The 13458-nt window shown below is 66.8% G+C and carries 14 protein-coding genes (1 of these 14 cut by a window edge); 9 read left to right on the top strand and 5 right to left on the bottom strand.

Annotated elements, in window-relative coordinates:
- The 5 genes from ACO06X_RS17035 to ACO06X_RS17015 all read left to right on the top strand — a co-directional run.
- Positions 1 to 183 carry the final stretch of a glycosyltransferase family 2 protein gene (locus ACO06X_RS17035; RefSeq protein ID WP_421837387.1) on the top strand. 882 nt of this gene lie to the left of the window's left edge, so the window shows 183 of its 1065 coding nt (coding positions 883-1065); its start codon lies off the left edge, out of view; the stop codon is at positions 181 to 183.
- A gap of 2 nt (positions 184 to 185) precedes the next feature.
- Positions 186 to 1709, top strand: a complete 1524-nt coding sequence (locus tag ACO06X_RS17030) for a lipopolysaccharide biosynthesis protein (protein ID WP_421837386.1) — start codon at positions 186 to 188, stop codon at positions 1707 to 1709.
- A gap of 56 nt (positions 1710 to 1765) precedes the next feature.
- Positions 1766 to 2692: an aspartyl protease family protein gene (locus tag ACO06X_RS17025; protein WP_421837385.1), complete on the top strand. Its 927-nt coding sequence runs from the start codon at positions 1766 to 1768 to the stop codon at positions 2690 to 2692.
- 177 nt (positions 2693 to 2869) lie between these two features.
- A complete protein-coding gene (locus ACO06X_RS17020) occupies positions 2870 to 4708 on the top strand; it encodes an ABCB family ABC transporter ATP-binding protein/permease (protein ID WP_421839939.1) in 1839 nt (612 codons plus the stop codon).
- Positions 4709 to 4720: 12 nt separating this feature from the next.
- Positions 4721 to 5401 (top strand): hypothetical protein, encoded by a 681-nt coding sequence (locus tag ACO06X_RS17015; RefSeq protein ID WP_421837384.1) that lies wholly within the window; start codon positions 4721 to 4723, stop codon positions 5399 to 5401.
- Between the two features lie 61 nt (positions 5402 to 5462).
- Here ACO06X_RS17015 and ACO06X_RS17010 read toward each other — a convergent pair whose 3' ends face one another.
- Positions 5463 to 5663: a DUF1737 domain-containing protein gene (locus tag ACO06X_RS17010; RefSeq protein WP_421837383.1), complete on the bottom strand. Its 201-nt coding sequence runs from the start codon at positions 5661 to 5663 to the stop codon at positions 5463 to 5465.
- Between the two features lie 93 nt (positions 5664 to 5756).
- Here ACO06X_RS17010 and ACO06X_RS17005 point away from each other — a divergent pair, with 93 nt between their 5' ends.
- Complete coding sequence (locus tag ACO06X_RS17005; RefSeq protein ID WP_421837382.1) at positions 5757 to 7127, top strand: peptide MFS transporter; 1371 nt, start codon at positions 5757 to 5759, stop codon at positions 7125 to 7127.
- Here the strand turns inward: ACO06X_RS17005 and hslU are convergent.
- The 3 genes from hslU to ACO06X_RS16990 all read right to left on the bottom strand — a co-directional run bounded on the left by hslU (position 7124) and on the right by ACO06X_RS16990 (position 9816).
- Complete coding sequence (hslU, locus tag ACO06X_RS17000) at positions 7124 to 8425, bottom strand: ATP-dependent protease ATPase subunit HslU (RefSeq protein WP_421837381.1); 1302 nt, start codon at positions 8423 to 8425, stop codon at positions 7124 to 7126. The genes ACO06X_RS17005 and hslU overlap by 4 nt on opposite strands.
- A gap of 144 nt (positions 8426 to 8569) precedes the next feature.
- The gene (hslV, locus tag ACO06X_RS16995) at positions 8570 to 9127 is read right to left on the bottom strand and encodes an ATP-dependent protease subunit HslV (protein WP_298168530.1); all 558 of its coding nucleotides are present in this window, start codon (positions 9125 to 9127) and stop codon (positions 8570 to 8572) included.
- 182 nt (positions 9128 to 9309) lie between these two features.
- Positions 9310 to 9816, bottom strand: coding sequence for an outer membrane protein assembly factor BamE (locus ACO06X_RS16990; protein WP_421837380.1), 507 nt, complete (start codon positions 9814 to 9816; stop codon positions 9310 to 9312).
- A gap of 190 nt (positions 9817 to 10006) precedes the next feature.
- Between ACO06X_RS16990 and ACO06X_RS16985 the strand changes: the two genes are divergently transcribed.
- Genes ACO06X_RS16985 through ACO06X_RS16975 form a run of 3 tightly spaced genes read left to right on the top strand, consistent with a single transcriptional unit; the run spans position 10007 to position 12508 of the window.
- Positions 10007 to 10522, top strand: a complete 516-nt coding sequence (locus ACO06X_RS16985) for a ubiquinol-cytochrome C chaperone family protein (protein WP_421837379.1) — start codon at positions 10007 to 10009, stop codon at positions 10520 to 10522.
- Complete coding sequence (locus tag ACO06X_RS16980) at positions 10519 to 11040, top strand: YceD family protein (protein WP_421837378.1); 522 nt, start codon at positions 10519 to 10521, stop codon at positions 11038 to 11040. Before ACO06X_RS16985 ends, ACO06X_RS16980 begins: the two co-directional genes overlap by 4 nt.
- Positions 11041 to 11044: 4 nt before the next feature.
- On the top strand, positions 11045 to 12508 hold the full coding sequence (locus tag ACO06X_RS16975; protein WP_421837377.1) for an MATE family efflux transporter: 1464 nt from the start codon (positions 11045 to 11047) through the stop codon (positions 12506 to 12508).
- Here the strand turns inward: ACO06X_RS16975 and ACO06X_RS16970 are convergent.
- Positions 12505 to 13392, bottom strand: a complete 888-nt coding sequence (locus ACO06X_RS16970; protein ID WP_421837376.1) for a LysR substrate-binding domain-containing protein — start codon at positions 13390 to 13392, stop codon at positions 12505 to 12507. The genes ACO06X_RS16975 and ACO06X_RS16970 overlap by 4 nt on opposite strands.
- Between the last annotated feature and the right edge of the window lie 66 nt (positions 13393 to 13458).

The raw sequence follows: 13458 nt of genomic DNA, 5'->3' as shown, positions 1-13458 counted from the left end.
GGGCTCGAGGCACTGCGCAACGCGCGCGGGCAAGTCGCCGGGCTGACCTGGCGTTTGTCCTTCACCCTGTGGCAACTCTTCCCCGCGCTCGCGCGCCCGATGCTGCGCTGGCGCCGCCGCGCCCACAGCCGTGGGGCAGCCGGCTCTGCGGTCTATCCCAGCTTCCTCGAGTCCGAAGGTTGAGCGTGACCCGCACCGATCGCCTCCTTGCAGAGCTCGCCGAGCAGCCGCCGGTCATGTCCGTGCGCACGGCCGCTGCCTGGGCGCTTGTCTCGCAATATACCTCCTTCGCGATCCAGTTTGCCACCAGCGTCGTGCTCGCGCGCTGGTTCATCACGCCGGCAGAGCTGGGCCTGTTCTCGATCGCCTTCGCGGCGATCACGCTGGTCGCCTTCCTGCAGGACTTCGGCGTCACCCGCTACATCAACGGTGAGCGCGACCTCACGGCGGACAAGCTGCACACCGCCTTCACCATCTCGGTCGCCTTCGCCTGGGGCATCGCGCTGCTGGCGATCCTCGCCTCCGGGCCGATCGCCGCCTTCTATCATGATCCCGCGATGCGCCCTGTCGCACTGGTGATCGCCTGTTCCTATTTGCTCGTGCCCCTTGCGATCGTTCCGCAGGCGACCTGCCAGCGGCGGATGGACTACAAGTCCAACACCATGATCGAGGTCGGCTCCTCCGCCGCCAATGCCGGCGTGGCGATCACGCTGGCGCTCTTCGGCTATGGCGCGCTCGCGCTGGCGTGGGGCGCCTTTGCCCAGCAGGCTGCGCGGCTCATCGTCAGCCAGTGGCGAGCCGGCCTCATGCTGCCCTGGCCGCTGCGGGTGGAAGGCGCGGCCCCCGTGTTCCGGCTCGGCGGCACAAACAGCGCGCAGGCCGTGTGCAACTCGATCACCGGACGCGCCCCGGAACTCGTCATCGGCCGCCTGATCGACAACGCCGCCGTCGGCCTGTTTGCCCGCGCTTCCGGACTCGCCCTGCAACTGCGCCTGCTCGTCGCGGGCGCGGTGACCGGCGTGTTCTATCCCGCCTTCCGCCGCGTGCGCGATAGCGGGGAGCCGCTCGGTCCGCCCTACCTGCGCGTGGTCGCAGCGTATACCGGCGTGACCTGGCCGGCGATGGCGGGCATTGCGGTGCTGGCCGAGCCGATCATCCACCTTCTCTATGGGGAGCGCTGGCTTGCCGCCGCGCCGCTGCTCGGCTGGGTGGCGCTCTCGCAGCTCTGCTATGTCGCCCTCCCGCTCAACGGCGATCTCCCGCTGCTGTTGGACCGGATGCGCAGCCTCATCCGCCGCAATGTGCTCGAGACCGCCGCGTCGGTGCTGCTCCTCGCGCTCGCGGCGCCGTTCGGGCTTATCTGGGTTGCCATCTCGCGCTTTGCCCACGGCCTCGTGTTCATGGTCATCTACGCCCCGTTCATGCAGGAGATGCTTGGCTTTCGCTGGCGCGATCTCGCGGTGATCTACCTGCGCAGCCTCCTCGCCACGACAGCGGCGATCGCGCCGGTGCTGGTCGGCTATCAGCTCTGGGCTCCGGCGGCAGAGGCCGGCGCGATGCAGATGCTCGTCACCGCCGGCGCGGGCGCCCTGCTCTGGTTCATCGCGCTGCGCCTTATCGGCCACCCGCTGTTTGCCGAGATCATCGGCCTGCTGGGCGAACTTTTCGGCGCGCTGCGCCACCGCCGCGCTCAGCCCGCAACACCCTGAAATCCATAGGCAGCGCCGCAGGAAAGGCGTATGCGTCTTCGCAGGAGAAGGACGCCATGGGTCTGCTCGCAATCCTTTCAGCCGGCGCGCTTGCGCTGGCCACGCCAGCACCACTGCCTCCGGTCGAGACCGGTCCCGCTGGCATCGACATCGTGAAGGCCGATATCGACCGGCACGACCGGATGACCGTCCCCGTCCGCATCGGGCACAATGGCGGGCAGGCTGGTCCCTTCGATTTTCTCGTCGATACCGGGGCCGAACGCACCGTCCTGGCACGCGATATCGCAACGCGGCTCCAGCTGCCGATGTCGGGCAAGGGCCTCCTCATTGGCATTGCCGGCACTCAGAACGTCGATCTGGTCGAGATCGACGAGATCAATCTCGGCCGCCGCAGCTTCTATGGCCTCACCGCGCCGCTGCTCGATGGCTACAACATCGGTGCCGACGGAATCATCGGGCTCGACAGCCTGCAGGACCAGCGCGTCCTCCTCGATTTCGCGAGAAAGCGCATGACCATCGGCGATGCGATCCAGCTCGGCGGCAGCCGCGGGTTCGAGATCGTGGTGCAGGCGCGCCGCCGTTCGGGCCAGCTGATCATGACCAACGCCCTGATCGACGGCGTACGCACCGATATCGTGATCGATACCGGTTCCGACACCTCGATCGGCAACCGCGCCCTGCAAAAGGCGCTGGCCCGTCGCCACAAGGGCGAGACGACCGAACTCCAGTCCGTCACCGGGCAGACGATCATCGCCGATCTCGCAATGGCCAAAACCGTGAAGCTCGGCACGATGACGATGAGCAATTCGATGCTGGTCTTCGCTGACACTCCTGCCTTCGACAAGCTGGAGCTGGTCAAGCGCCCGGCGATGTTCATGGGCATGAACCAATTGAAGCTGTTCCGCCGCGTCGCCATTGATTTCTCGACCAAGCGCATCCTGTTCGATCTGCCCGACAACGCGGAGATCCCGATCCGGTTCTAAGGCGCGCGCGTCCGCCGGTATACTGAGCCCATCACTGAGCTCGCTCACGCTGAGCCTGTCGAAGGGTGCGGGCGCGACGGTGGTGCCTGATGCTTCGACCAGCTCAGCATGAGCCGGATCGCGATTTGGCACCCCATTCCCACTGGCGAAACCCGCCAAAGCCCCTATCTGGGAACCATGCCGCCAGATACCGCAACCAACAATGCCGATGCCCGCCACGATGGCTGGGGAACGCTTCGCCGCTTCCTGCCCTATCTCTGGCCGCATGATAATCCAGCGCTGAGGGCGCGGATCATCGGCGCCACGCTGCTCATCCTCGCCGCCAAGGCGACCACGCTGGCGCTGCCCTATGCCTACAAGCGCGCGATCGATGCGATGAGCCTGCCGGGCACGACGCCGGGAACGGCAGGCGGCGCCTATGCCGTCGCGCTGGCCTTCGTGCTCGCCTATGCGCTTGGCCGCTTCTCCGGCGTGGCCTTCGACAACATGCGCAACATCGTGTTCGAACGCGTCGGGCAGGACGCCACGCGCGCTCTGGCGGAGGACGTGTTCAGCCGCCTCCACAAGCTGTCGCTGCGCTTCCACCTCGCCCGCCGCACCGGCGAAGTCACCAAGGTGATCGAGCGCGGCACCAAGAGCATCGACGTGATGCTCTACTTCCTGCTGTTCAACATCGCGCCCACGGTGATCGAACTCGCCGCCGTCGCGATCATCTTCTACATCAGCTTCGGCTGGCCGCTCGTCGCCGCGACGGCACTCGCCGTCGTGCTCTATGCCTGGACCACGCGCACCATCACCGAATGGCGCAACGCGCTGCGTGAAAGCATGAACCGGCTCGACGGGCAGGCCATGGCCCGCGCGGTTGATTCGCTGCTCAACTACGAGACGGTGAAGTACTTCGCCGCCGAAGCGCGCGAGGAAGCCCGCTACGCGCAGGCCACCCGCGCTTATGCCGATGCCGCGGTGAAGAGCGAGAACTCGCTCGGCCTGCTCAACATCGCGCAGGCGCTCATCGTCAATCTGCTGATGGCGGGCGCGATGGCCTACACCGTGTGGGGCTGGGCCAAGGGCCACCTCACGGTCGGCGATGTCGTCTTCGTCAACACCTACCTTACCCAGCTGTTCCGCCCGCTCGACATGCTCGGCATGGTCTACCGCACCATCCGCCAGGGCCTGATCGACATGGCGGCGATGTTCAAGCTGATGGACGAGCCGCAGGAAGTGGCCGACGCACCGGGCGCGCCCGCACTCATCATCCGCCAGCCCGCGGTCGTGTTCGACAATGTAACGTTCGGCTATGATCCCGATCGCACCATCCTCCACGGCCTGACGCTCGAAATCCCCGCCGGCAGCAAGGTCGCCGTGGTCGGCCCCTCGGGCGCGGGCAAGTCGACCATCGCGCGCCTGCTGTTCCGCTTCTATGATCCGCAGGCCGGCCGCATCCTGATCGACGGGCAGGACATCCGCCTCGTCACCCAGAAATCCCTGCGCGCCGTGCTCGGCATCGTCCCGCAGGATTCGGTGCTGTTCAACGATACCATCGGCTACAACATCGCCTATGGCCGCGACGGCGCGGACCTCTCGGACGTTGAAGCCGCCACCCGCGCTGCCGCGCTCATGCCGCTGATCGAACGCCTGCCCAAGGGGTTCGAGACCGAAGTCGGCGAACGCGGCCTCAAACTTTCGGGCGGCGAGAAGCAGCGCGTCGCCATCGCGCGGACGCTGGTAAAGAACCCGCCCATCGTCCTCTTCGACGAAGCGACCAGCGCGCTCGATACCCGCACCGAGCAGGACATCCTTTCCACCATGCGCGGGCTTGCCGAACAGCGCACCACGATCTCGATCGCGCACCGCCTTTCAACCATTGCGGATTCGGACCGCATCTTCGTGCTCGATCAGGGCCGCCTCGTCGAAAGCGGCGGCCATCTCGAACTCCTGCGCCGCGACGGGCTCTACGCCGAAATGTGGAACAGGCAGGCCGCCGAACAGGGCGACCTCAGCGAAGCGGCGGAATAAGGCAGAGGGGCGATGCTGACCCTCGCCCTGCTACTCACCGCCGCTCAGGCCGAGCCGCCCCCGCTCCCGCCACCGTCGGCGCCGCCAGCCCCTTGCGCGGAAAGCGGCGGCCTCCTATCCGGCTCCGGCCTGTGCCGAGCCGATGCCCTTGCCCGCCTGCCGCGCGGGCCATGGACCGCCCCGCTAGGCTGCGACGTGGCCGCGCAGGAAGCGCCACTCACCGGCGGAAGGTGGCTCCTCTATGCCGCCCTGCGCTGCGGCGAGAAGATAGCCCGTCTCGCGGTCACGCCCCAGCAAGGCGGCGCCCTCGTGCTCCGCTATGCCGAAACTGCCCGCAACGCCGAACTCATCGGCCGCAAGGCGCTCACCATCATCGACGGCCCCGCAGCCGCGCCGCACCTTGGTGTCTATACCCTCGTGATGGCCAGCCTGCCCAAGGAGCAAGCCCAGCGCTGCGCCCTGCGCAACCCGCCAGTTCCGGGCTATCCCACCGACGCCTTCGTGTTCGATCTCACCGCCGCCGAATCCCGACAGACCGCCGCTCTCGATCAGCCCTGCGGCCCCTACAGCCGCTCGGCCTGGCCAGACACCTACTGGCGCCTGTTCTCCGGTATCGGGGTGTATTACCAGTTCAGCGGCGATGGCCCGGAATTCGATCCCGCCAGCCTGACGGTGTACCAACCCCAGACCTGACCACCCACCCTCGTCATTCCCGCGAAGGCGGGAATCCTGAGCGGCGAAGCACGAAGCCCCCTCACTTCACCACATCGGCCTCGTGCCACACCACGGCCTGCGCGGCCTTCATGCAGCCGCCTTCCTCGTCCCATGTGATCGTGGGCGAGCCATAAAGCCGCCAGCCCTCCATGAGTGCCTCGGATACGCGCTCGCAAAAGGCGCGGTCGTCCTTTCCGGTCAGAAGGCGGTAGATCGGGCGGTCTTCGGGGGTCGTGTACATGCCTGACCTATAGGGCAAGGCGGCAAGGCCTGCATCACCATTCCTTGCAAAGCACGCCGGTTCGTTCACCCTGCGCGGGCAGCGGGGGAAATCATGACGGATCAGGTACTACCACAGCGCAGCGAAGAGCTTTTCGGCCAACCCAAGGGCCTCTGGGTCCTCGCCGGCACCGAACTGTGGGACCGCATCTCGTTCCACGGCATGGTCGCGATGCTCGTGCTCTACATGACCGGCGACTTGCTGCTCGATCCCGCCCGCGTCGCCACGGTGATCGGCTTCCCGGCCTTCCGCGCCTTTCTCGAAGCCACCTCCGGACCGCTCGGCGCGCAGGCGCTCGCGCTCCAGACCTTCGGCTACTACTACGCCTGCGTCACCGGCCTCCCCCTCCTCGGCGGCTGGATCGGCGACCGCGTCACCGGCCGCAAGCTCGCGGTCGGCGGCGGCGCGGCGATGATGACGATGGGCCACTTCGCACTCGCCTTCGACCGCACTTTCCTGATCGCGCTGGTCCTCCTCATGTGCGGCGCGGGCCTCCTGCGCGGCAATCTCTCGGCGCAGGTCAAATCGCTCTATGCCGATGGCGACCCGCGCGAGGTCAACGCCTTCCAGTACTACTACCTCGGCATCAATTTCGGCGCCGCCGCTGCCCCCATCCTCAGCGGCAGCGTCGCGGCGATCTGGGGCTGGCATGCCGGTTTCGCCGTGGCGGGCTTCGGCATGCTGATCGGCCTCATGGTCTATCTTGGCGGACAGCGCTGGCTCCCGGCGGAACAGCAGCGCGCCCCGGAAGCCTCCGGCAAGCGCCCGCCCCTCACCGCCTCCGAACGCCGCCGCGTCCTCGGCCTCCTCCTCATCTGGCCGCTCGTCGTTTGCTACTGGACGGCGCAGGCGCAGATCTGGAACGTCTACAACATCTGGCTGCGCGATACGGTGAACCTCGATGTGGGCGGCTTCAACGTGCCCGTGCCGTGGTTCCAGTCGCTCGATGGCCTCGCCCCGGGCCTGTTCATTCCGGTCGTGCTGTGGATCTGGTCCATGCAGGCCAAGCGCGGACGCGAACCCGATGTGCTGACCAAGCTCGCTATCGGCAGCGTGATCTTCGGCCTCAGCGTGGGCCTGCTCGCGGCGGGACCACTCCTCGCGAACGCGCAAGGCCGCGCCCCCATCGCGCTCCCGCTGCTATTCCACGTGACCTCGAACTTCGGCGCGATGTACTATGCCCCCGTCATCATGGGGCTCTACGGCACCCGCGCCCCGCAGTCCTTGCGCGGCACGCTCGTCGGCATCTGCATGTTGGCGACAGCCGCCGGCAGCGTGCTCAGCGGCTGGATGGGCGGGCTCTACGAAAGCCTTGGCCCCGCCCCGTTCTGGCTCATCAACGCGGTGATCTGCACCGGCGCCGGCTTCGGCATCCTGCTCGGCGCGCCGGTGCTGGGCCGCCTGCTCGCGCAGGATGAAGCCTAGAGGATATACTTCGATAGGTCCGTATTCCCCGCCAGCCCCGCCAGCTTGCCCGCAACATAGGCAGCGTCGATAGTCACCGTCGTGCCGCGCCGGTCCTCGGCCTCGAAGCTCACTTCCTCGAGCAGCTTTTCCATCACCGTCTGCAGCCGCCGCGCGCCGATGTTCTCGACGCTCTCGTTCACTTGCGCCGCCGTCCGCGCCACTGCGCGGATCGCATCGGGGGTGAAATCCACCGTCACCTGCTCGGTGCCCAGCAGCGCGCGGTACTGCTCGACAAGGTTCGCCCGCGTCGAGGAGAGGATATGCACGAAGTCATCCTCGGTCAGCGCGGTCAGTTCCACCCGGATCGGCAGGCGCCCCTGCAATTCGGGCAGCATGTCGCTGGGCTTCGCCACATGAAACGCGCCCGAGGCGATGAACAGCACGTGGTCGGTCTTCATCGGCCCGTACTTCGTGGCAACGGTCGTGCCCTCGATCAGCGGCAACAGATCGCGCTGCACACCCTCACGGCTCACCGAACCGCCGCGCACATCCGAAACCGCGATCTTGTCGATCTCGTCGATGAACACGATGCCGTTGGTCTCCGCATTGATCAGCGCCGCGCGGGCGACGTCGTCCTGATCCATGCGCTTCTCGGCCTCTTCGTCGACGAGCTTGTCCCACGCATCCGCCACCCGCAGCTTGCGCCGCTTCAGCGGCTTCTGCCCGAAGGCCTTGCCCATCATCTCGGAGAGGTTGATCATGCCGACACCGCCTTGCATGCCCGGAATTTCCATGGCCTTTGCGGGCTGGTCCTCTACCTCGATCTCCACCTCGACGTCGTTCATCGCGCCTTCGCTGATCCGCTGGCGAAAGCTCTCGCGCGTCGCCTCGCTTGCGCCGTCGCCCACCAGCGCCTTCAGCAGCCGGTCCATCGCCGCCTTGCTCGCCGCCTCGCGCACAGCCTCGCGCCGCCGATCCTTTTCGAGCCGCACCGCTTCCTCAACCAGATCGCGGGCGATCTGCTCAACATCGCGGCCGACATAGCCGACCTCGGTGAACTTGGTCGCCTCCACCTTCACGAACGGCGCCTCGGCCAGCTTCGCCAGCCGCCGGCTGATCTCGGTCTTGCCGCAGCCCGTCGGCCCGATCATCAGGATGTTCTTCGGCGTCACTTCATCGCGCAGTTCCGGCGGCAATTTCTGCCGCCGCCAGCGATTGCGCAGCGCCACCGCCACCGCACGCTTGGCATCGGCCTGGCCGACAATATGCGCATCAAGCGCGGCAACAATGGCTTTGGGGGTCAGGGTTTCAATCATTGGATACCTCTTGCTCTCTCCCCTTCAGGGGAGAGATACGAAGACTTGGCAGCTTGCTGCCTAGTCGGAGTTGAGAGGGGACTGCGGCGCTTGCCCCTCTCCCAACCCTCTCCCCTGAAGGGGAGAGGGCTAGTGGTTTGGGGTTCAAATCTCTTCGACCGTCACGCGGTCATTGGTAAAGACGCAGACTTCCGCTGCCACCTGCATGGCCCGCCGCGCGATCTTCTCGGCATCGTCTTCATAGGGATCGAGCGCCTTGGCTGCTGCCAAGGCATAGTTCCCGCCCGAACCGATCGCCGCGATTCCGCCTTCGGGCTCCAGCACATCGCCGTTGCCGGTCAGGATCAGCATTGTCTCGGCATCGGCAACGATCATCAGCGCTTCAAGGTTGCGCAGATATTTGTCGGTGCGCCAGTCCTTGGCAAGCTCCACCGCCGCGCGCATCAGCTGCCCCCGATGCTGCTCCAGCTTGCGCTCCAGCCGCTCGAACAGGGTGAAAGCATCGGCGGTCGCCCCGGCAAAACCGGCGATAACCTTGCCTTCCCCGATGCGCCGAACCTTGCGCGCATTGGGCTTCATCACGGTGTTGCCCATGGAAACCTGCCCGTCACCGGCGATGACGGTGCGGCCATTCTTCTTGACGCCGATGATCGTGGTGCCGTGCCACGCCGCGAGCCCGTGGGCTGAATGTCTGTCGTTCATGCGCCCGATATGGGGCGCATGAAATCCGGTTCAAGCGGGAGTCTTCTGCAGGCCTGTCGGCCTGAAGCGGCACCGGCCCGCTCCCCCGCCCGGCCACCCAACGAAATTGTACGCTGTGGGTGGCCGGGCGGGGGAGCGGGCCGGTGCCGCTTCTGTTTCAGCTAGGCTGAAACAGCAAGTAATCAGCTCCCGTTCGGCCCCGAACCCGTCGGCCCGCCACCCTGGCCTGCCTGCCCGGGAATCGCGCCGACCGAGCCGATATTGCCAAACAGATCCTCGAAGAAGCTGCGCGTGCGGCCCAGCGTCGGGGTCTTGTGGCTATCCGGATTGAGCGCGACGACCTTCTCCATGCCGCGCCGCTCGACGGTCGCGACATTGCCCTTCTCGTCGAAGCTCACCATCAGCACGTTCTGCGTCTTGGCCTGCGGGCGCTTGAACGGGCGCTGCTTGGTATCGATCGATACGTAGTACCAGATCTGCTTGCCGAACTCGCTCTTGAAGGTCGGCTGTCCCAGCGAGCGCTCCACCGAAGTGCGGTTGTCGATCCCCGGCTGCACCGAACCCGTCAGCGCCGGATCGATCAGGTAGCCACGGTGATCCTTGATGCTGGCGCAGCCGCTGGCCATGAGCGCAAGCGCACCAAGCGCTGATGCCGCCCGCAGTTTCGTGTTCCAGCCCTTACCCAGCATGCGTCACTCCGAATTGGCCGGGCCGCAGGCTCATCGCCGTGCCCATCGGGGCGTTTGCCAATTGGCCCGCGCACCCTATATCGCCGTCTATCGCCACGTGCCTTACGGCGCACGGCGCGTTACTGCAATGGCGGACAGGCGCTTTCCCCGCCCTGAACCGCGCCGCAAGCCAAGAAGGACAATCCCGCCCATGTCGCTCCTCGCCCGTCTGTTTGGCACCCGGCAAGACGATCGCGATACAGTGCGCGAGCTGTGGCACCGCGTCGTCGCCATCGCGCGCGAAAAGGAATGGTACCGCGATTGCGGCGTCGCCGATACGCTGGCGGGCCGGTTCGACATGATCACGCTGGTGCTCAGCCTCGTCATGCTGCGCATGGAGCACGAAGAAGCGCTGATCGCGCCCTCCGCCCGTCTCACCGAGCTGTTCGTGGAAGACATGGACGGCCAGCTGCGCGAACAGGGCGTCGGCGATGTCGTCGTCGGCAAGCATATCGGCAAGCTGATGGGCACGCTCGGCGGCCGCCTCGGCGCCTACCGCGCAGGGCTTTCCGGCGGCGAGGATGCCATGGCCGAAGCCGTGCGCCGCAATGTCACGCTCACTTCTGGCATCGATCCGCTGGTCGTGGCGCAGCGCGCCCGCGCCTTTGCGGCCGGCCTCGCGCTCGTCCCCGGTTTCCGCGTGCTGGCGGGGGAAATCGGGCGATGAGCGCGCCCGCGCCCGAGTACAGCTACCCGGTCGATCTGCGCCAGATCACCGATGCGCCGCTCGTCCTCGTGCCCGATGAAGCCGCGCGCCGCCGCCTCGCGGGTCGCTTCGGCATCACCGCAATCCCCGCCATGGAAGCCAAGGTCCAGTTGGTGCGTGAGGGTGAGCGGGTCACCGCCACCGGCCGCCTCGTCGCCGATGTTGTCCAGTCCTGCCGCATCTCGGCCGAAGACTTCCCCGTCCATATCGACGAACCCGTCCACTTGCGCTTCGTGCCGCCGGTGGGCGAAATCACCCCGGACGAGGAAATCGAACTCACCGCCGATGCGTGCGACGAGATCGAATATGAAGGCACCGCGTTCGATCTCGGCGAAGCTCTGGCGCAGACTCTCGCGCTCGCCATCGATCCCTTCGCCGAAGGCCCGAACGCCGATGCCTTCCGCGCCGAGCACGGCCTTGCCGGCGAAGCCCCCACCGGACCTTTCGCCGCGCTTGCCGCGCTCAAGAAGCAGGACTGACACGATGAGCGAGGACGGAGCACAGCGCGGCCCTGCGCACGGTCACCGCGACCTCACCAAAGGTCCGATCCTCTCGACCCTCCTCATCTTCTCCGCGCCGACACTCGCCTCGAACATTCTTCAGGCGCTCAATGGCTCGGTCAATTCGGTCTGGGTCGGCCGCCTGCTGGGCGATTCCGCGCTGGCCGCCACCGCCAACGCCAACGTCGTGATGTTCCTCGTCTTTGCGGCCGTGTTCGGCTTTGGCATGGCCGCCACGGTCAAGGTCGGCCAGGCGTTCGGCGCGGGCAATGCCGATGCCGCGCGCCGCACCTTCGGCACCGCCATCGGCCTGTGCGTCGGGCTCAGCCTTGTCCTCGCGCCGCTGGGCTGGGTGTTCACCCCGCATCTTCTCCACGCGATGCGCACCCCGCCCGAGATTTTCGACTATGCGCTCACCTATCTGCGCCTGATCTTCGTCGCGATGCCTGCTTCGACGATCACCGTGATCGTCGGCATGGGCCTGCGCGGCGCGGGAGACGCGCAGACTTCGCTGCGCTTCATGGTCGTCTCGGTCGTACTCGATATTGCGCTCAATCCGCTGCTGATCGCGGGCTTCGGCCCGATCCCGCCGCTCGGCATCGCCGGCTCCGCGCTCGCCACTGCGATCGCGGCCTATGCCGCAATGTTCGGCCTCGTGATCTACGTCTATGCAAAAGGCCTGCCGCTGCGCCTGCGCGGGCGTGAGCTTGCCTATCTCATCCCCCACCCGGCAGAGCTGCGCTACATCCTCGTCAAAGGCCTGCCGATGGGGGCGCAGATGCTGATGATCTCGGCCTCGGGCCTGATCATGATCGGCCTCGTCAATCAGGAAGGTGCGATGCTGAGCGCGGCCTACGGCGCCTCGCTCCAAGTGTGGACCTATCTCCAGATGCCCGCGATGGCGATTTCCGCCGCCCTCAGCGCCATGGCCGCGCAGACCATCGGCGCCGGGCTGGTCAGCCGCCTCGGCAAGATCACCCGCGCGGGCCTTATCCTCAACATCACCATCACCGGCACAATGACCCTGCTGCTGCTCGGCTTCGATCGCCCGGTGCTCTCGCTGTTCCTCGGCCCCACCAGCCCCGCCGTCGATGCCGCGCGCCACATCCAGTTCCTCGCCAGCTGGAGCTACGTCCTGTTCGGCATGACGATTGTCCTGTTCGGCACGATGCGCGCCGGCGGTGTGGTGATCGCCCCGATCATCGTGCTCGCCATCGCGATGTACCCGGTGCGCATCGGCTTCTATTTCGCCGCCTATCCGGCGCTGGGCCCCGATGCGCTCTGGCTCTCCTTCCCCGTCGGCTCGGCCGCCGCGACGATCATGGCCACCATCGCCTACCGCCGCCCCGGCTGGCGCCAGCAGGCCCGCGCGGTCGATGAGGCCGAATGCAGCGAGGAATCGCAGGCCGATGGAGATTGCTCCGGCCGAATGGCACCGGCGCTTTAGGCCGATTCAGCGAAGGCCCGAGCCTCGCCGAGCAGCCATTGCCGAAACGCCGCAGCACTCTTCGGCAGCCCGCGCCCCTTTGCGCTGAGCAGCCAATAGGCCGCGTCATCCTGCGCTTGCACTACTGGCAAAGGTGCCACCAGCGCGCCATTGCGCAGCCTTTCGCGCACCAGTGAGAGGCGGCCCATGGCGATCCCCTGCCCTTCGGCGGCCGCCTGCAGCACGAGGTTGTAGTCCACCAGCTGCAAGGTCCGCGCCTTGGCGAAATCCACCCCGCAAGCCTTCGCCCACATTTGCCAGTCCGTTTCGCGGCGGCTCAGCAGCAAGGTGTGTTGCAAAACATCGCCGGGCTCGCGCAAGGGCTCCTCGGTCCCGCTGAGCACCGGTGTCAGCGCCTCGCGCATCAGGCATTCGGCATCGAGCCCCGGCCAGCCGGGCGCGCCATAGCGGATCGCGAGGTCGGCCGTCCCCTGCCCCAGATCGACCGTTTCCAGACTGGGATCGAGCTCCACCACGATTTCGGGATGGAGCGCCCGGAAATCCGGCAAGCGCGGCACGAGCCAGTTCGCCGCAAACGAGGGCAGCAGGCTGACTCGCACGGTGGCGGGATCGCCCCGCACCTCGCGCACCCCAGCCTCGATCGTCGCAAAGCCCGCATCGACTCGGGCGAGAAACGCCTGCCCTGCCGCCGTTAGCGAAATCGTGCGGCCATGCCGCTCGAACAGCGCGGTGCCGAGATAGTCCTCGAGTTGCTTCACATGATGGCTCACCGCGCTCTGCGTGATGAGCAGCTCTTCCCCCGCCTTGCGAAAGCTGAGCAGCCGCCCCACCGCCGCGAAGGCGCGCAGTGAGGGCAGCGGAGGAAGTGTGGCTGATCTTCGCATGGGCAACCGCGCTAGGTGACTGGCCTGCGGCTCTACACCGCCCCGTACTCATGAGCCAGATCGATC

This window comes from Novosphingobium sp., assembly GCF_965229225.1.
In the GTDB taxonomy this organism is placed as follows: domain Bacteria; phylum Pseudomonadota; class Alphaproteobacteria; order Sphingomonadales; family Sphingomonadaceae; genus Novosphingobium.
Note: the sequence above shows the minus strand (reverse complement) of the source record. Positions and strands in the feature narration are given on the sequence as shown.